General features: G+C 68.6%; 13 protein-coding genes. 8 read left to right on the plus strand and 5 right to left on the minus strand.

Annotated features, from left to right (window positions below; genetic code table 11):
- Nucleotides 1-13: 13 nt before the first annotated feature.
- Nucleotides 14-925 carry a DNA recombination protein RmuC gene (locus tag ACWEIJ_RS27760; protein WP_355445902.1) on the minus strand — a complete coding sequence of 304 codons (912 nt, stop codon included), beginning with the start codon at nucleotides 923-925 and terminating at the stop codon, nucleotides 14-16.
- Nucleotides 926-1,024: 99 nt separating this feature from the next.
- On the opposite strand from ACWEIJ_RS27760, the gene ACWEIJ_RS27765 reads away from it, so the two are divergent.
- The 3 genes from ACWEIJ_RS27765 to ACWEIJ_RS27775 are packed head-to-tail and all read left to right on the plus strand — an operon-like array spanning nucleotide 1,025 to nucleotide 5,538.
- The gene (locus tag ACWEIJ_RS27765; RefSeq protein ID WP_449840172.1) at nucleotides 1,025-2,164 is read left to right on the plus strand and encodes an exonuclease SbcCD subunit D; all 1,140 of its coding nucleotides are present in this window, start codon (nucleotides 1,025-1,027) and stop codon (nucleotides 2,162-2,164) included.
- Nucleotides 2,161-5,037 (plus strand): AAA family ATPase, encoded by a 2,877-nt coding sequence (locus tag ACWEIJ_RS27770; RefSeq protein ID WP_449840173.1) that lies wholly within the window; start codon nucleotides 2,161-2,163, stop codon nucleotides 5,035-5,037. The genes ACWEIJ_RS27765 and ACWEIJ_RS27770 overlap by 4 nt, the downstream gene beginning before the upstream one ends.
- 9 nt (nucleotides 5,038-5,046) lie before the next feature.
- On the plus strand, nucleotides 5,047-5,538 hold the full coding sequence (locus tag ACWEIJ_RS27775; RefSeq protein WP_449840174.1) for a hypothetical protein: 492 nt from the start codon (nucleotides 5,047-5,049) through the stop codon (nucleotides 5,536-5,538).
- Here ACWEIJ_RS27775 and ACWEIJ_RS27780 read toward each other — a convergent pair.
- Both ACWEIJ_RS27780 and ACWEIJ_RS27785 read right to left on the minus strand, forming a co-directional pair.
- Complete coding sequence (locus tag ACWEIJ_RS27780; protein ID WP_449840175.1) at nucleotides 5,535-6,032, minus strand: methylated-DNA--[protein]-cysteine S-methyltransferase; 498 nt, start codon at nucleotides 6,030-6,032, stop codon at nucleotides 5,535-5,537. The genes ACWEIJ_RS27775 and ACWEIJ_RS27780 overlap by 4 nt on opposite strands.
- Entirely contained in the window at nucleotides 6,029-7,315 is a 1,287-nt protein-coding gene (locus ACWEIJ_RS27785; protein WP_449840176.1) for a bifunctional transcriptional activator/DNA repair enzyme AdaA, read from the minus strand. The genes ACWEIJ_RS27780 and ACWEIJ_RS27785 overlap by 4 nt, the downstream gene beginning before the upstream one ends.
- 80 nt (nucleotides 7,316-7,395) lie before the next feature.
- On the opposite strand from ACWEIJ_RS27785, the gene ychF reads away from it, so the two are divergent.
- Nucleotides 7,396-8,475 carry a redox-regulated ATPase YchF gene (gene ychF / locus ACWEIJ_RS27790; protein WP_449840177.1) on the plus strand — a complete coding sequence of 360 codons (1,080 nt, stop codon included), beginning with the start codon at nucleotides 7,396-7,398 and terminating at the stop codon, nucleotides 8,473-8,475.
- Nucleotides 8,476-8,638: 163 nt separating this feature from the next.
- A complete protein-coding gene (locus ACWEIJ_RS27795; protein WP_449840178.1) occupies nucleotides 8,639-10,972 on the plus strand; it encodes an N-6 DNA methylase in 2,334 nt (777 codons plus the stop codon).
- A 712-nt stretch (nucleotides 10,973-11,684) separates the two neighbouring features.
- On the opposite strand, the gene ACWEIJ_RS27800 is transcribed toward ACWEIJ_RS27795, so the two are convergent.
- Nucleotides 11,685-12,470 (minus strand): SAM-dependent methyltransferase, encoded by a 786-nt coding sequence (locus tag ACWEIJ_RS27800; RefSeq protein ID WP_449840179.1) that lies wholly within the window; start codon nucleotides 12,468-12,470, stop codon nucleotides 11,685-11,687.
- A gap of 67 nt (nucleotides 12,471-12,537) precedes the next feature.
- Here ACWEIJ_RS27800 and ACWEIJ_RS27805 point away from each other — a divergent pair, with 67 nt between their 5' ends.
- The 3 genes from ACWEIJ_RS27805 (at nucleotide 12,538) to ACWEIJ_RS27815 (ending at nucleotide 16,940) form a co-directional block, all read left to right on the plus strand.
- Nucleotides 12,538-15,243 carry a BTAD domain-containing putative transcriptional regulator gene (locus tag ACWEIJ_RS27805; protein ID WP_449840180.1) on the plus strand — a complete coding sequence of 902 codons (2,706 nt, stop codon included), beginning with the start codon at nucleotides 12,538-12,540 and terminating at the stop codon, nucleotides 15,241-15,243.
- Nucleotides 15,244-15,299: 56 nt separating this feature from the next.
- Nucleotides 15,300-15,455 (plus strand): DUF6131 family protein, encoded by a 156-nt coding sequence (locus ACWEIJ_RS27810; RefSeq protein ID WP_086662791.1) that lies wholly within the window; start codon nucleotides 15,300-15,302, stop codon nucleotides 15,453-15,455.
- Between the two features lie 270 nt (nucleotides 15,456-15,725).
- Nucleotides 15,726-16,940, plus strand: a complete 1,215-nt coding sequence (locus tag ACWEIJ_RS27815; protein ID WP_449840181.1) for a mannosyltransferase — start codon at nucleotides 15,726-15,728, stop codon at nucleotides 16,938-16,940.
- On the opposite strand, the gene ACWEIJ_RS27820 is transcribed toward ACWEIJ_RS27815, so the two are convergent.
- Nucleotides 16,857-17,861, minus strand: coding sequence for a glycoside hydrolase family 88 protein (locus ACWEIJ_RS27820; protein ID WP_449840182.1), 1,005 nt, complete (start codon nucleotides 17,859-17,861; stop codon nucleotides 16,857-16,859). The genes ACWEIJ_RS27815 and ACWEIJ_RS27820 overlap by 84 nt on opposite strands.
- Between the last annotated feature and the right edge of the window lie 21 nt (nucleotides 17,862-17,882).

Here is a 17,882-nt window from a genome sequence, read left to right on the forward strand (position 1 = left end):
CGCTCCGTGCGTTTTACGCGGACTGCTCGTCCGCCCTTCGGACGAGCGGGAGCGGCGTCGGGGTGGCGGAGGCCTCGGTCAGCGGTTCCACGCTCGCCCGGAAGCCCTCCAGCGCGTCCAGCTCGCGCCGCCGTGCGGACAGGAAGCGCTGCAGGTGGGTGGTGGAGAGGTTGACGGCCTCGATGGCGGTGTCGGCGGCCCGGTTGGCGCGGCCTGCCTGCAGCCTGACCTGCTCCACGTCGTCGGCCAGCGCTCGTTCCGTGACGGCGAACATCGCGCTGGAGGCGATCACGGCGAACCCGGTCGGCCCGCACAGGAAGACGCGGCGGTCGAGCAGCCAGCGCAGCAGTTCGGGGTCGGTGTCGAGGGCGGCGACGACGGCACCGTCGTTGGGCACGAACATGATCGTGCCGTAGATCGCGTCGGCCCAGCGCTGGTAGCCCTTGCCGGCCAGTTCGGCGGCGCGGGAGCGGATGTTGCGGACGTGCACCCGCAGCGCGTCCTGGCGTTCCTGGGGATCGTCCGTTTCGACCGCTTCCGCCCAGCAGGCCATGGACATCTTCGAGTCGACCGGGACCATGCGGCCGCCGCCGACGTTGAGGACCATGTCCGGGCGCACCGCTCCGCCGCCCGCCACGTCCGTCTGGAGCGTGTAGTGGAGGTTCTCCCTCAGGCCGAGTGCGCGCGCTGTTTCAACGAGGACCTGCTCGCCGAGCTCACCGCGGCCGCTGACGCTGGAGAACGCCACCTCGTACCGCTGCAGGGCCTGCTGCTGGGCGTCGTAGCGCGCGCGTTCGGCGGTGATGGCCTGGAGCGCCTCGTCGGTGCGCCGGACGCTGTCCTGGTAGAGGCGGTGGACGAACACCAGCGCCCCGGCGCAGACGAGCGCCAGGACGAGCGAGGCGGTGATGATCACTGCGGTCACGGCACCGATGATGCTCCCTCAGAGATGTTGAACTCGATCGGGTGACACGCCGGGAACCCTCCCGGAGTTTTGTCGGACCCCGTCTCTACGGTTGGTGCCATGCGGATCCTGCACACCTCCGACTGGCACGTGGGCCGGACGTTCCACGGCCGCGACCTGCTCGTGGAGCAGGAGTCGGTGCTGAGCGGCCTCGCTGACCTGGTGTCCGACGAGAAGGTCGACGTCGTGGTCATCTCCGGCGACCTCTACGACCGCGCGGTGCCATCCGCCGACGCGGTGTCGTTGTGCGAGCGGGTGCTCATGCGGATCCGCGCGGCCGGGGCGCGGATCGTGATCACGCCGGGCAACCACGACTCGGCGGCGCGGATCGGGGTGTTCGGCGAGTTCGCCGCGGCGGGCGGGCTGCACCTGCGCACGCAGATCTCGTTGCTGGACAAGCCCGTCGAGCTGGAGGACGAGCACGGGCCCGTCGCGGTGTACGGGATTCCGTTCCTGGAACCGGAACCGGCGCGGCACGTCCTCGGGATCGCGGACAAGGGCCACGCGCCCGTGCTGACCGAGGCGATGCGGCGGATTCGCGCCGACCTGGCATCGCGCGAGGCGCGTTCGGTGGTGCTGGCGCACGCGTTCGTGACGGGCGGGGCGCCGTCGGAGTCCGAGCGCACCATCGCCGTGGGCGGTGTGCAGGACGTGTCGATGCAGGTGTTCTCCGGCGTCGACTACGTGGCACTGGGGCACCTGCACGGCCCGCAGACGCTGGCGGAGAACCTGCGCTACTCGGGCAGTCCGCTGGCGTACTCGTTCTCCGAGGCGCGGCAGCGCAAGTCGGTCTGGCTGGTGGAGCTGGACGCGGGCGGTCTCGTCGGGGTCGAACGGCGTGATCTGCCGGTGCCGCGCAAGCTCGCGACGGTGACCGGCACGCTGGCCGACGTGCTGGCCGATCCGGCGCACGCCCCGCTGGAGGACCACTTCCTGTCGGTCGTGCTGACCGACCAGGTGCGGCCGATGGACGCGTTGCGGCAGCTGCAGACGCGGTTCGAGCACGCGGTGCACGTGGAGTGGCGGCCGGAACAGGGGCTGCGGCACGCCATGACGTACGCCGATCGGGTGCGCGGCCGCACCGACGAGGAAGTGGCTTGCTGCTTCGTGTCCGACGCTCGCGGTTCCGAGCCCACCGAGGCCGAGATGTCGTTGCTGCGCGAGGCTTTCTCCGCGGTCGCGAGGGAGCAGGAGCAATGAGGCTGCACCGCCTGGAGCTCACCGCCTTCGGCCCGTACCCGCGGCCGGAGGTCGTCGACTTCGACGAACTGGGTGCCGACGGGTTGTTCCTGCTGCACGGCGACACGGGCGCGGGCAAGACGACGTTGCTGGACGCGGTGGCGTTCGCGCTGTTCGGCCGCGTGCCGGGTGCCCGTGGTGACGTGAAGAAGCTGCGGTGCGAGTACGCCGATCCGGAGGTGCCGACGTCGGTGTCGCTGGAGCTCACCGTGCAGTCGCGGCGGTTCCGGATCGTGCGCTCGCCCGAGTTCGACCGGCCGAAGAAGCGCGGCGGCGGGTTCACCACGCAGCCGGCGAAGTGCTCGTTGACGTGGCTCGAAGGCTGGGACGGCGAGGGCATCACCCGCATCGACGACGTGGCCCGCGCGGTGGAAGACCTGCTGGGCATGTCGTACGAGCAGTTCTTCCAGGTGGTCCTGCTGCCGCAGGGCGAGTTCGCCCGGTTCCTGCGCTCGGACACCGCGGAACGCGAGGTGCTGCTGGAGAAGCTCTTCGGCACCGAGCGGTTCCTCGACGTCGAGAAGTGGTTCCGCGACAAGAGGGTCGTGGCGGGGCGGGTGCTGGAGGAGCGCCGGCAGGCCGCCACCGAGCTGATGCACCGGGTGGCCGAGGCCGCGGGTGAGGAACCGTCGTTCGAGCCGGGTTGGCTGGAATCGGTGCTGGACCGGCTTTCCACGGCCGTTCGCGAGGCCGAGGCGCTGTCGGAGGAGACGGCGGGGCTGGCCGACGGCGCGGACGCGCTGCTGGCCCAGGCTCGGGTGCAGGCCGACCAGATCCGCCGCGTCCGCGAGGCGCGCGAGATGCTCGACCGCGTGGAGGCCGCCGACTCGGCCTCCTGGTTCGCCGAACGGGACGCGGCCCGCCGCGCGATCCCGGTCGTTCCGGCGTTCGGGGAGATCGCGAAGCTCCAGCAGTCCTATGAGTTCGCGGTCCGTGACGAGGCCCGTGCCGCGGAAGCGCTGGCGCGCTTGGGTTACACCGGTTCCTCGTTGCGGGAGGACGCCGAGCGCCACCGCGAGGAAGCGGGTGGGCTGGCCGAGCTGGCGGCCGAGGCGGAACGCCAGAAGTCCGACGAGCGCAGGCTCTCGGAGCTCAAGCACGCCTCGTACCAGGTGGAACGCCGCCTGCTGGCGTTGAACGCCGAGCTGGAGGTGCTGCCGGAACGCCTGGCGCAGTGCCGTGCCCAGCTGGACGCCGCCGTCGAGGCCTCCGCCAGGCTGGAGTCGTTGAAGACCCGTGCCGACGCGGCCGAGGCCCTGCCCGGTGCCACGCGGGCGTTGGAGCGCACCAAGAACGAGCTGCACCAGGCGATCGACGTCCACCAGAAGGCCAAGGACGTGCTGCAGCAGGTCCGCCACCAGCGCCTGGAGAACATGGCGATCGAGCTGGCGGCGGCACTGCAGCGCGGCAAGCCGTGCGCGGTCTGCGGTTCTCCGTCGCACCCGGCGCCCGCGCAACCGATGCTGGGTGGCGTCGACGCGCGGGACGAGGAAGAGGCCGCGCGCGACGAACAGGCCGCGCTGGACCGCCGCAACGAGGCCGAACGCGCCGCCCACGCCGCCGAGCTGCGCATCCAGGCCTGCTGGGAGGCGTTGGGGTCCGAGGAGCCCGCGGCGGCGCTGGCCGAGTACCGCGCGGCCGTGGAGCTCGCCCGCACCCGGTCGCAGCGGCAGAACGAGTTCGTCGGCCTGGAGGCCAAGACCCGGGATCTGGGCAGCGAGAAGGGCAAGGTCGAGCAGGACCTGGTGGGCCTGCGCACCGAGCACGCGTCGCTGGTCGCGGTCGTGGAGGAACGCGGTGCCCGCCTGGACAAGGCGCGCGGCGAGCACGAGGACGTACTGACCCGCCGCGATCACCTGCTGCGCCTGGCCAAGGCGCTGGTGGAGCTGGACGAGCGCCGCACCGCCCGTGCCAACGCCCTCGCCCGCGTCGAGGAGCAGCAGGCGTCCGTGGCCGCGCTGGCCGCCGAAGCGGGCTTCCCGGACGTGGACACCGCGCTGGCCGCGGCCCGTCCGGCGATCAAGCTGCAGGCGCTGGACGACCGCATCGCCGCCTGGGAACGTGCCCGCGCCACCGCCATGGCCACGCTGGAGGAGCTGGCCGAGGTCGACCCGGCCACGGCCGTCGAGCTGAACGAGGTGACCGCCGCGGCGTCCTCGGCCCGTGCCGCCGCGTCGGAGGCCGCGACGCGCCTGGCCCGTGCCCGCGCGGCGCTGGACCGGGTCGGTCAGCTGGCGGCCCGGCTGCGTGCCGAGTGGAAGTCGCTGGAGCCCCTGGAGGCCTCGTACGCGGAGCTGGACGCGCTCACCGACGTGATCAACGGCCGCGGCCAGAACTCGAAGAAGATGACGCTGCGCTCGTACGTGCTGGCCGCCCGGCTGGAGGAGGTCGCGGTCGCCGCGTCCGCCCGCCTGCACCGGATGAGCCAGGGCCGCTACAGCTTCGTGCACTCCGACTCGGCCGGCGCCCGCGGCACCCGCGGCGGCCTGAGCCTCGACGTGCTGGACGACTACTCGGGCCGGTCGCGTCCCGCGAAGACGTTGTCCGGCGGCGAGTCCTTCCTGGCCTCGCTGTCGCTCGCGCTCGGGCTGGCCGACGTTGTGGCCAACGAGACCGGCGGCGCGTTGCTGGACACGCTGTTCGTCGACGAGGGCTTCGGCACGCTCGACTCGGACACGCTCGACATCGTGATGAACACGCTCGACGAGCTGCGCGCCGGTGGCCGGGTGGTCGGGCTGGTGTCGCATGTGGAGGAACTGCGGCAGCGGATTCCCACCCGGTTGAGGGTTCGCAAGGCGCGCACGGGATCCACGCTGGAGGTGTCCCTGGGTTAGCCTCAGCTCGTGCTGTCCCACGTGGAGATCACCGCGCGCGTCACGGTCACCCCGGCCGCCCACTTCGTGTGGTCCAACCGGCTGGAGTACTCGCACGACTGCTTCGTGTGCCGCCGAGTGGGACGCGTCGTGCAGTTGCAGCACGGCATGTCGTACGGCCTGTGCGCGACCGACGAGCACCCCACGCCGATCCGGGTGAGCGCGTTCGACACGACCGACCACGGTGCCGAGCGCGCACTGCGGTGCCGGATCACGTCGTGGTGGGCGCCGTTCGACGACCTGACGCAGCCGGAGGCGCAGGCCTCCGAACTGGCCGCGGAACCACGGGTGCGGCTGCACTACCGCGTCGGCTGTCACACGTGCCGTGACAACGGGATCGACGACTGGTTGGGCCTCGAAGGCCACCTGACCTCCGGCACCGGCCCGGTCACGACCCCGTGCCCGCGGTGCGGGACGGAGCTGGTGACCGGGTCGGCGCCGGAGATCACCCTCGTCGGTTAGGCCTCGTGGGCGAGCAGCCAGCGCTTGACGTCCAGGCCCCAGCGGAACCCGCCCAGGTTGCCGCCGATCCGGATCACCCGGTGGCACGGCACGAACAGCGCCGCGGAGTTGCGCGCGCAGGCCGAGGCCGCGGCACGGATCGCGGCCGGACGCCCGGCGAGTTCCGCGTACTCGCTGTACGTCACGGGCTCGCCGGCGCGGACCGTGCGGAGAACGTCCCACGCGTGCTGGAGGAACGGGCCGGACTTCTGCCGGACCTCCACGGTGTCGATCGAGGTCAGGTCACCCTCGTGGTAGGCGATGACGGTCTTGGTGACGTCGCCGAGGTCCTTCTTCGAGGTGATCTCCGACGGCATCAGGGACGCGTGGATCTGGGGCGTCAGCAGGGCGATGTCCGCGGTCCAGCCGCTGGCCAGCACCGCTCCGTCCGGCGCGACGATCGCGGTGAACGGCCCCGCCGGGGTGTCCACAGTGGACGTGTGCGCGACGCTCATGATGTTGCTGCCTTCCTCGTCAGGTGTGCTCCCGCGTAGGAGCGCCACGGCCGCCAGTCGGGGCCGTGGGAAGCCAGGGATCGCATGCTCTCGGGGAGCACCAGCACGTCCGGTGCTCCCAGCACCCGCATGGCCACCTCGTCGGCCACTCGGGGGCCGACCAGTGGTGCGAGTTCCGCGGTCAGGTCCTCGATCGAGCGCCCCACGTCCACCGCGAGTCTGCCGGTGGCCAGCGCCTCGGTGATCGGGTGGTCGCCCGCCGAGTAGAGGTGGGTCAACGCGCCGTCCGGGACCTGCAGCGGCACGCCGGCGTACGGCGCGACCAGCCGCAGCAGGGTCTCGGCCCCGTCGACGCTGCCCGCCACCCGGATGCCGGGCGTCCTGCGGACCAGCGGGCCGATCACCGGGTCCGCGCCGAGGAACGAGTCCACGGCGACCGGGTCGGCGTCGAGGTCGAGCAGCCGGCGGATCCGGGAGACCGCCGCGCCCAGGTCGCGCATGTCGGCCAGGCGCAGCGAGCACAGGACGTGGTCGGCGGGGAACGTCAGCCGGACCGTCGCCTCGCCGTGCGGCAGCGAGAGCGTCCGGGCGTACTCGTGATCGGTCACCTCTTCGACGCCCGGCAGTGCGTGCGCCCGGAAGTGCGCGAGGAGCCCTTCCGCGTCGAACGGCGGCCGGTACGGCAGCCGCAGCACGATCCGGCCCGGCGTGCCGACGGGAGCCTTGCCGCGGCCGCGCATGTCGGACGGTGTCGAGGCGAAGACCATGCGGATGGTGTCGTTGAACTGGCGGACCGACGCGAACCCCGCCGCGAACGCGATGTCCGCGAACGGCAGCTCGGTCGTCTCGATGAGCAACCGGGCGGCGTGCGCGCGGTGGGCGCGGGCCAGCGCCAGCGGCCCGGCGCCGAGCTCGGCGGTCAGGACGCGGGTGAGGTGGCGTTCCGAGTAGCCCAGGCGCGTGGCCAGGCCGGTGACGCCGTCCCGTTCGACGACGCCGTCGCTGATCAGCCGCATCGCGCGAGCGGCCAGGTCGGCGCGCAGGTTCCACTCGGGCGAGCCGGGCACCGCGTCCGGCAGGCACCGGCGGCAGGCGCGGAACCCGGCCGACTGCGCGGCCGCGGCCGTCAGGAAGAACTGGCTGTTGCGGCGCTTCGGGGTCACCGCGGGGCACGACGGCCGGCAGTAGATGCCGGTCGTGCGGACCGCGTGGATGAAGCACCCGTCGAAACGGGCGTCACGTGCGGCGCACACCCGATACGCGTGCTCTTCGTCAATGACCATGCCAACGATCCTGCCAGCGGGAACGGGCAATGGCTCGCGGGAATCGGACATGACCGTGGCCTGCCGTAGACTCGTCACCCGTGAGTTTGACCCTCGGTATCGTCGGCCTGCCCAACGTCGGCAAGTCCACCCTCTTCAACGCGCTCACGCGCAACGACGTGCTCGCCGCGAACTACCCGTTCGCGACCATCGAGCCGAACGTCGGCGTGGTGCCGTTGCCGGACGCGCGCCTCACCAAGCTCGCCGAGATCTTCGGCTCCGAGCGCGAGGTGCCGGCCGTCGTGTCGTTCGTCGACATCGCGGGCATCGTGAAGGGTGCGTCGGAAGGCGAGGGCCTCGGCAACAAGTTCCTCGCGAACATCCGCGAGGCCAACGCGATCTGCCAGGTCATCCGCGTCTTCGACGACCCGGACGTCGTGCACGTCGACGGCCGCGTGGACCCGGCCTCCGACATGGAGACGATCAACACCGAGCTGATCCTCGCCGACCTCCAGACCCTGGAGAAGGCCATCCCGCGCCTGGAGAAGGAGGCGCGGATGCAGAAGGACCGCCGCGCCGCCCTCGAGGCCGCGCAGAAGGCCAAGGAGATCCTCGACTCCGGCCGCACCCTCTTCTCCGCACAGTCCGAAGTGGACAACTCGCTGATCCGCGAGCTCTCGCTCCTGACGACGAAGCCGTTCCTCTACGTCTTCAACGCCGACGAGGGCGTCCTGGGCGACGAGGCCCGCCAGAAGGAACTGCGCGAGCTGGTCGCCCCGGCCGACGCGGTGTTCCTCGACGCCAAGGTCGAGTCCGAGCTGCTCGAACTCGACGAGGAGTCGGCCCTGGAGCTGCTGGAGTCGATCGGCCAGCACGAGCCGGGCCTGCACTCCCTGGCCCGCGCCGGCTTCCACACCCTTGGCCTGCAGACCTACCTGACCGCGGGCCCGAAGGAGGCGCGCGCCTGGACCATCCCGCAGGGCGCGACGGCCCCGCAGGCCGCGGGCGTCATCCACACGGACTTCGAGAAGGGCTTCATCAAGGCCGAGGTCGTGTCGTTCGAGGACCTGGTCGCGGCGGGGTCGAAGGCCGACGCGAAGGCGGCGGGCAAGGTCCGCATGGAGGGCAAGGACTACGTGATGGCCGACGGCGACGTGGTGGAGTTCCGCTTCAACGTCTGAGTGGCACGGCGGCTCACTCATTCGCCCGCTCTCGAAATGAACGATCCATTTCGGTGCCGACGGGTAGGGTTCGTAAGGGTGCGCACCGAGGATATGACTGAAGGTGGCCAGAAGCCGGTGCACCACTTGCTCATTGGACGGCAGTGACAACAGGGGGCCTGACATGGCGAATGAGCGAATTACCGAAGACATGGTCGAGGCCACCCTCCGAAGGCTCGGCTTCTACGACGACGAAGAAGCGGTGGTGGTCGAGAAGCAGCAATCGGTGGTTCAGTCCATTCGCACCGCGCTTTCGAAGGCGTCCAAGTCGGGCAAGGGTGGGGCTGGCTACCCCGAATTCATCATCACCGCGCCAGCAACTCCTGACATGGTGGTGGTCGTCGAGTGCAAGGCTGAGACGAAGAACCACGAGTCCAGCACGGGTGACCAGCCTAAGGACTTCGCTGTCGACGGCGTTCTGCACTACGCACGCTATCTCTCACCCAATTACACGGTCATCGCGGTCGCAGTCTCGGGAACTCCGAGGAACAGCCGATGGTCCTTCTTCGTGGTGCCCAAGGGCACCGAGGACGTGAAGCCGCTGATGTCGCCTACCGGGGCACTGATTACCGAGCTGATCGGCATGGACGACCTGATCGCTGCAGCGTCCTTCGATCCCAAGGTTCAGCAGCAACGTGAGCGCGATCTCATCTCGTTCTCGATGGAAATGCACGAGTTCATGCGCGACGAAGCTGAACTTGAGGAGAAGGAAAAGCCGCTGGCGGTAGCCGGCACGCTCATCGCTCTCAAAGATGCAGTGTTCGCGAAGACCTACGGGGAATACCCTGCAACTGATCTCCCGGAATTCTGGATCCAATCGATAAAGAAGGTGATCAGGGAAGCGAGGCTTCCGGTTTCAAAGTTGGAGAACATCACCCAGCCCTTCACGAACATCCAGGTGCATCCTGAGCTGAGGAAGCCGACCAAGGGCTATCCGAAAGGCCTGCTCAGTGAGATTGTCACCATGCTCGCCGAGAAGGTGATGCCGTTTATCACGGTGTATCACGACTTCGACGTGGTCGGTGCCTTCTACGGGGAATTCCTGAAGTACACGGGTGGTGATGGTCGCGGGCTCGGCATCGTGCTGACTCCCAAGCACGTCACCGAGCTGTTCAGCCTGCTGGCCAATGTGACCAAAGCGGACAAGGTTCTGGATATCTGTGGCGGCACAGGTGGATTCCTCATCTCCGCGATGGTGCAGATGATGAAATCCGCCACAACCGAGGCCGAGATCGAGTCGATCAAGAGGGATCAACTGATCGGCATCGAGCAGAACCCGACGATGTACGCGCTCGCGGCATCCAACATGATCCTGAGGGGTGACGGGAAGACGAATCTGTACCAAGGTTCGTGCTTCGATCCCGCCATCACGCGGGGAGTGCGTGCGCATCGAGCCACAGTCGGCATGATCAACCCTCCGTACGCCAAGTCGAAGGAAGACCTTCACGAGCTCCGCTTCGTGGAGCATATGCTCGACAATCTGGCGCTGGGTGGAACCGGGATCGCGATCGTGCCGATCTCCTGTGCGACGGCATCCGGTGAGCACAAGCGGAACCTGCTGAAGAAGCACACGCTTGAAGCCGTGATGTCGATGCCGCCGGAGTTGTTTCACCCGGTCGGCGTAATCACCTGCATCATGGTCTTCACCGCCGGTGTTCCCCACGCGACCTCTGACCGGAAGACCTGGTTCGGGTTCTGGCGCAACGACGGCTTCGAAAAGGTCAAGAACTACGGTCGCGTCGATCGCTATGGAAGCTGGGTGAAGATCCGCGACCGCTGGGTGGAGATGTTTCGCAATCGCGAGGTCCACTCGGGTGAGTCCGTTATGCGGAAAGTCGACGCCGACGACGAATGGGTTGCGGAAGCGTACATAAGCACGGACTACGACGCGTTTTCTCCGCTAATAATGGAAGAGGTGATGCTGGACGACGCCATGCTGGCTCTGAAGAGCATGTCGTCTTCAGATGTCGCCGACATTCAACTGCGTGACCCTGCCACGTGGGTCGAGGTCGAGCTCGGATCGATCTTCGACATCCGCAAAGGGAAGCGTGTTACCGCTGCCGAGCGTTCTCCTGGCGGGACACGGTTCATCGGTGCCTCCGAGTACAACAACGGGATCACGGACATGTGTGATCTCGAACCGATTTTCGAGCCACACTGCCTCACGGTTCCGTACAACGGAAATTCGGTCGGTGTGGCCTTCTATCAAGATCGCCCGTTCTTTGCTTCCGATGACGTGCAGGTTTTGTTTCCCAAGGAGCAGGTGTCGCGCCAGGCCCTGCTCTTCGTTGCGTCGGTGATCAGATTTGAGCGTTACCGTTTCACTTATGGCTACAAGTGGAACATGGCGCGGATGAAGCAGACAAAAGTTCGCCTCCCGGCGAATCAGGACGGTTCGCCAGACTGGGAGTACATGGAGTCGCTCATGCGCCGCCTGCCGCTGCTTGGGGGCAATTAAGGGTGGAAATTGGGATGGCGTGACGCGCGCTGTGGGTAATTCGCTGACCCACGGTGATGTCATGGAGTGCCGCTTCAAGTCTGACGTGCCACTGTATGAAGGTCCCTCTGCGTGGGGGCCTTCGGTGTTTCAGGACTTGGATCGGAAGAAGCTGTCGAGATCGATCCCGGCCGGGAATGGCGCAGACAGTTCAAGGTTGCCGCAGAGGATGCCTGTTTGGAATACATCCCGGTTGGGGTTCAATTCGTAGACGTGGGCTGGAGGCCGGTTGGCATCCTCCCTAATCAGTCAGTAGTGACGGATGCCCGCTTCTGCATAATTCAGCTTGACCGTGCTGTCGCGATGCTCGGACCCTGGCGAGGTCACCTCGACGGCCAACAGACGTCTTAGGAGGCGAACCAGGTGCGGTCGGGATCAACTGACGTGGTGGTGGCAAGGAGGTCGGCTCTGATCGATTGTGCTGATCAAACCGGATGGTCATCTCCCGCTGGGCTTCAATGCCTTTTGGAGCCCGACTCATGAGTTCGAACGTGAGTGCGGTAACGACGCGACCGTGCCACGACCGCTGCGGTGCCAACATGAAGACGAGAGCTCCGTCGATCAGCTCGGTGTGGCGAAGCGCCCCCAGGAGGCGGTCCTCCGCGGACCAGCCATCCGCGCGGAGGGCGCATCCAGTTGGGCAGAGCGGTCATACCTCTACGCTAGCGGCTGGTCAGCGTGCCGGGCCGAGTTGCGCGGTGCACAGCGCGGTCGCGTTCGACGCCGCCACGTCCATGAACTCCGGCAACGGCCGCCCGTACGCCTCCGCGAGCGCCGGAATGCGGTCCGTCGACACGGACCAGCCGTGCGCGGCGAGCCACCCGGCCGGGTCCTCGACGGTCGCCACGAAGTCCGCGCCCATGCTGCGGATCCGGTCCAGCGCGTCCACCACCGGCGCGCGGTCGTCGGCCGAGGTGTCCATGTGGTCGAAGGCGAAGCGGCTGCCGGGAGCGGACAGCTCGGAGACCGTGTCGAGCAGGCGCTTCTCGTCCGGCTCGGTGAGGTACTGGAGCAGGCCCTCCGCGATCCACGCGGTGGGCCGGGCGGCGGAGAAGCCGGCGGCGGTCAGCGCGGAGGCCCAGTCCGTGCGCAGGTCGACCGGCACCACGATGCGCGTGCAGCCCGCCACCACGCCCGTGTCGGCCACCAGGCCGTCCTTGAACGCGAGCAGCTCCGGCAGGTCGAGTTCGAAGAACCGGACGTCGGCGGCCCAGGGCAGGCGGAACGCGCGGGCGTCGAGGCCGGCGGCGAGCGCGACGACCTGGGTGGCGTCGCAGGACCGCAGGAAGTCGTCGTAGAAGCGGGTGCGGACGGCCATGAACTCGGCCGCGCCCGGTGGAGCCGGCGGGATGTCGGCGCCTGCCGCGACGGCCGCCGCGAAGGGGTCGTCGTGCCACCGGTCCGGGCGCGCGGCCTCGGTCGCCCGCATCGACGCGACCCACAGCGCTGTTCTGCTCACTCCCCGCATGAGAAGAGGCTGGCAGGAAGCGGGCTCGTAGTCGACCGCACACCTAGACTCACCCGGTGTGATCGTCGAGTACCGGGTGCTGGGGCCGCTGGAGGTGCTGGCCGATGGCGTACCGGTCCCCGTTCCCGCTGGTCGCGGCCGTGTCCTGCTGGCCACGCTGTTGTTGCGCGCCAACGAGTTGGTGACCGTCGACGAGTTGGTCGACCGCGTGTGGGACGGTGAGCCGCCCGCGGTGGACCGCGCGCACAAGACGTTGCAGATGACGGTGAGCAGGCTGCGGCAGGCGCTGGGGGACGCGAACTGCGTGCAGACGTCGTCGCGCGGCTACTCGGCCCTCGTCCGGCCCGACCAGCTCGACCTCACCCGCTTCCGCGCGCTCACGGCCCAGGGTGAACACCGTGCCGCGCTGGAGTTCTGGCGCGGCCCGGTGCTGGCGAACGTCGCCTCGGAGTCGCTGCACCGCGACGACGTGCCCCGGCTGGTGGAAGAGCAGGTCGTGGCGCTGGAACGCCGCATCGACCAGGACCTGGCCCGCGACACCGACGTGCTGGTGCCGGAGCTGCGGGCGCTGGTGGGCCGCTACCCGTTGCGCGAGACGTTCTCGGCGCAGCTGATGCTCGCGCTGCACCGCTCCAACCAGCAGGCCGAGGCGCTCGCGGTCTACCAGGAGGTGCGCGACCGCCTCGTCGACGAGCTCGGCGTCGATCCCGGCCCACGGCTGCGCGAGGCGCACGAGCAGGTGCTGAGCGGCGAGGTGCCGACCGTTTCCGTGCCCCGCCAGCTCCCGGCCCGGGTCCCGCACTTCGTCGGCCGCGAGGAGGAACTGGCCCGGCTGACCCGGATGCTGGCCGCGCGCCCCGGCGAACCCGTGCTCATCTCGGCCATCAACGGCATCGGCGGGGTCGGCAAGACCGCGCTCGCGCTCGAGTGGGCGCACCAGGTGGCCGACCGGTTCCCGGACGGCCAGCTGTACGTGAACCTGCGCGGCTTCGACACGCGGGCCGAGCCGCTGGACCCGCTCACCGTGGCCCGCGACTTCCTGCTGGCGCTCGGCGTGCCGGCGAAGGACGTCCCCGCCTCCGAGGACGCGGTGCTCGCCGCCTACCGGTCGGCGCTGGCCGAACGGCGGGTGCTCCTGCTGCTCGACAACGCCCGTGACGTGGCGCAGGTCCGCCCGCTGCTGCCCGGCGGCGCGGCGAACCTGGTGCTGGTCACCAGCCGCAACCGGCTCAGCGGGCTGGTGGCGAGGGAGGGCGCCCAGCCGGTCGCGTTGGACGTGCTCGACGACCGGGCGGCGATCGATCTGCTGACCGAACGGATCGGCGAACAACGGGTGGCGGCCGAGCCTGATGCGGCGTCACGGCTGGTCGAACGCTGTGCGGGCCTGCCGCTCGCGCTCGGCGTCGTGGCCGCCCGTGCGGCGTTCGGTGACCCGCTCGCGTCACTCGCGGACGAGCTGGAGCAGGAGCGGCTCGACGCACTCGACCTCGACGACACCTCTGGTGTCCGCAGGGTCTTCTCGTGGTCGTTGCGGGCGGTCAGCGAGGCTGCCGCCGGACTGTTCGTGCTGCTGGGTGTGCATCCTGGTCCGGACTTCTCCGTCGAGGCCGCGGCGAGCCTCGCCGCGGTCCCACGCGTGCAAGCCCGGCGGATGCTCACCGAACTCGCCAACGGCAGCCTGGTCATGGCTCAGGGCAGCCGTTTCACCCTGCATGACCTCGTGCGGGACTACGTCGCAGAGCGTGCTGCCGAGTTGCCGCCGGACCAGCGGGCCGATGCGTCGCACCGCATGTTCGACCACTACCTGCACACCTCGCTGGAGGCGAACCAGCGGACGGAGCTCACGGTCAGCTGGCCGCCGCTGGCGCCACCCTCGCCTGCCGTCGTCCTGGCCGCGATCCCGGACTGGCAGGCCGCGGACGAGTGGTTCCGCGTCGAATGGAGGGTGCTGCTGAGGGTGTTGACGGAGATGGTGGCGGCCGGCGCGGACGATCTGGTGTGGCGACTGGGCTACACCCTGCACCTCCCGTTGCTGCGACCGAGGCGGTTGGCCGAGGTCGAGGCTGCCGAACTGCTCGCCCTGGCCGCGGCACAACGGCGGGACGATGTTTTCGGGCAAGCCCGGCTGCACCGTGCGCTCGGAGGCGTGTACATCGCCAAGACCGACTACTCCCAGGCGGAACACCACCTGCGCTCCGCGCTGCGATGCGAGGAGGAACGGGGCAACGACACCGGGCGTGTGGACGTTTCCCGCGGTCTGGCATACGTCTTCGAAATGCAGGACCGGTTGCCGGACGCGTTGGCGATGTTGCAGCGTGTGCATCACATCGTTGTGGCTGGGCTCGTGAGCAAGTACCAAACAGCTGTGTTCCTGGGTGCGCTCGGCCGTGTTCATCACCTGATGGGTGACAGCGCACGTGGCCTTGAGCTGTGCCTAGAGTCGGACGCGCTGTACACGGAGCTCGATCAATCGGTGGGCACCACCGCCGTGACCACGGTCTACGAGACCCTCGGGGACATCTACCTGGCCATGGGGAGACACGGCGAGGCCGCGGTCCAGTACCAGAGGGCGGTGTCGATGTTGAGGGCCATCCACGGCGTCGCTGATCTGGCCGATGCACTGGCGGGGCTGGCGAAGGCCCACCTCGCCGCGGGAGACCGCGGAGCTGCTCGGACAGCGCTGGTAGAAGCGGTGCAGATCTACGAGGAGCTGAGGTCCGCGAGAACCGGGGAAGCCCGGGAACTGCTCGCTTCACTCGATTAGGTTTGTACCGACCTCTGTGGGGTAACCAGGTGAAGGATTCCCCACCTGGAGGTGTCATGATCGTTCTCGGTCTGATCCTGCTCGTCGTCGGATGGCTGGCCGGTATCAGCATTCTGACGACCATCGGAGTGGTGCTTCTGGTGATCGGCGCGATCCTCGCCGTCCTCGGCGCAGTGGGCAAGCCGGTCGGCGGTCGTGCGCACTATTTCTAATCGCCGCAGAAGCACGTGAGATGCAAGTGAAGGGGTGAGCCTCCACAAGGGAGGCTCACCCCTTTTGCTTGCGCTGCAACGGCTTACACGTTGCCCTTGGTCCGGGCGGCCACGAAGAACACGCCGAACGCGACCCCCAGCATGGCCAGAGCGGCGACAGCGGCGACGACAACATCAACAGACATGACTGATGAAACTCCCTCTTGCGATCTCTCCCGTCCTTATGACGCCGGGGTACCCCCGGAAGTTGCCTCGGGTAACGTTTTCGGGGTGAAACTCCGTGCTGTGGAAGCGCGTGTGCTCTCCGTAGCACCGTGGCTGCTCGCGTTGTCGGTCGCCGGGCACCTGTTGATGGTCGCGTTCCAGACGAAGATGACCATGATCGACCTGCTGGTGTACCGCAACGGGTCGCCGCACCTGTTCTCCGGCGACCTGTACGAGTGGCGGCTCGACCAGTACGCGGACGTGTTCCCGCTGCCGTTCACGTACCCGCCGTTCGCGGCCGCGATCTTCACGCCGATGAGCTGGATCCCGTGGGAGGCGTCGCGCTGGGTCTGGCAGCTGATCTGCCTGGCCTGCCTGTACTTCATCGTGCGCACGAGCCTGAAGCTGCTGAAGCTGGACGACCCGCGGCGCGCGATGTTCTGGACCGCGCTGGTGCTGTGGATCGAGCCGGTGCGCACCACGCTCAACTACGGGCAGATCAACCTGGTGCTGTGCGCGATCCTGGTCGGCACGCTCGCGAGTGCGCGCAACTGGGTCGGTGGCGCCGGCGTGGGTTTCACGGCGGGCATCAAGCTGACGCCCGCTATCTCCGGTTTGTACTTCCTGGTCCAACGCCGGTGGATGGCCGCCGTGTGGTCGTTCGTCGCGTTCGTGGCGGTGTACGGCATCGGCTGGGCGATTTCGCCGTCGCAGTCGGACAAGTTCTGGTTCCAGCTGCTCGGCGACGCGAGCCGGGTCGGGCCGGTCGGCAGCGCGATCAACCAGTCGCTGCGCGGGGCGTTGAGCCGCACGGTCGGTCACGACGTCAAGACCGGGCCGATCTACCTGGTCGCCGTGCTCGTCGTGGCCGCGCTGACCTGGTTCGCGGTCAGCAGGACCAAGGACGTGCTGGCGTTGATCGTCAGCGTGCAGCTGCTCGGGCTGCTGGTCTCGCCGATCTCGTGGAGCCACCACTGGGTGTGGATGGTGCCCGCCCTGCTGTGGCTGATCTACGAGGGCGGACACCTCCTGTGCAAGATCACCGCCGGCCTGTGGGTGCTGCTGACCGGCGGCTACCTGATCTCGTTCCTGCTGCTGGCCCAGCCGAACATCTGGGACTTCGCGCGCCCCTGGTACTTCGTGGTGCTCGGCTGGGGCTACCCGGCGGCCGGGATGCTCACGCTCGTGGCGATCGGCCTAGCAACCCGGCGTCAGCGGGACGAGCTGCTGCCCGGCGATGAGGAAGCTGCCCACAGCGAACCCAGCGGTGTCGCCGGCTGAGGCGGGCCGCCACGAGTTGCGGGCCGCGACCCAGCCGAGCATGCCGTCGGTGTCCAGCGCGGTGAGGAGCGCCTGCCAGCCCTTCTGCACGTACGGCAGGTAGGTGTCCTTGTCGAGCACGCCCGCGTTGATGCCCGCCGCGAACGCGTAGGTGAGCATCGCGGTGGCCGCGGAGTCCTTGCCGGTGGCGCCCCAGAAGCCGTCGTGGTGCTGCAGGTACCGCAGGGTGTGCGCGGACTTGCGCAGCGTCCTCGCGTAGTCGGCGCGGTACGGGTTGTCCTTCGGCAGCGCCAGGATCGCCTTGGCGAGGCCCTGCACGGCCCAGCCGTTGGTCTGCACGTTCAGGCTCCACAGGCCCGTGACCTCGTTGAACGTGCGGTGCTTGAGCGAGCGGTAGGACTTGTAGGAGTAGTCGAGCAGGTCCTGGTTCAGGTCGGCCACGGCGATGCGGGTGAACGAGGGCAGGGCCATGTTCAGCGCGTCCGGTGACTTCCAGTAGTCGTACTTCCCGGTCTTGGCCTGGGCGTACAGGTTGTCCCGCAGCGGCTGGAGCACCTCGGGCTGCGGGTGGAAGTAGGACACGTCGAGGTAGGCCTCGCCGCTGGACTGCGCGTCCGGCGCGTACGGGTTCGCCGGGTCGAGCGGCAGCAGGTACTTGTTCGCCTGCACCCACGGCCACGTCTTGTGGTTGCTGATGCCGGTCGTCCGCACCTGGGCGAGGTTGCCGACGTGGAAGTTCGCGTTGGACCAGTTGTTCGCCTTGAGGTCGGTGCCCTTGTCGAGCCAGGCGAAACTGGCCTTGATCATCGTGTCCGTCAGGGCGCACGGCACGGCCTGAGCCGCCGCCGGCGCGATCAAGAGGCTGCCTGCCAGCGCCACGACGAACAGAGCTGTGTTTGATTTTTTGCGCAGCAACCGCATGAGGGTGTTCCCTCTCCTGTC

The organism is Lentzea sp. NPDC004789 (assembly GCF_053601075.1).

Coding starts and splice junctions, on each gene's coding strand:
- ACWEIJ_RS27810 (WP_086662791.1), top strand. CDS start 15,300: ATGATCGTTCTCGGTCTGATCCTGCTCGTCGTCGGATGGCTGGCCGGT.
- ACWEIJ_RS27785 (WP_449840176.1), bottom strand. CDS start 7,315: ATGGTCATTGACGAAGAGCACGCGTATCGGGTGTGCGCCGCACGTGAC.
- ACWEIJ_RS27795 (WP_449840178.1), top strand. CDS start 8,639: ATGGCGAATGAGCGAATTACCGAAGACATGGTCGAGGCCACCCTCCGA.
- ACWEIJ_RS27820 (WP_449840182.1), bottom strand. CDS start 17,861: ATGCGGTTGCTGCGCAAAAAATCAAACACAGCTCTGTTCGTCGTGGCG.
- ACWEIJ_RS27765 (WP_449840172.1), top strand. CDS start 1,025: ATGCGGATCCTGCACACCTCCGACTGGCACGTGGGCCGGACGTTCCAC.
- ACWEIJ_RS27780 (WP_449840175.1), bottom strand. CDS start 6,032: ATGAGCGTCGCGCACACGTCCACTGTGGACACCCCGGCGGGGCCGTTC.
- ACWEIJ_RS27770 (WP_449840173.1), top strand. CDS start 2,161: ATGAGGCTGCACCGCCTGGAGCTCACCGCCTTCGGCCCGTACCCGCGG.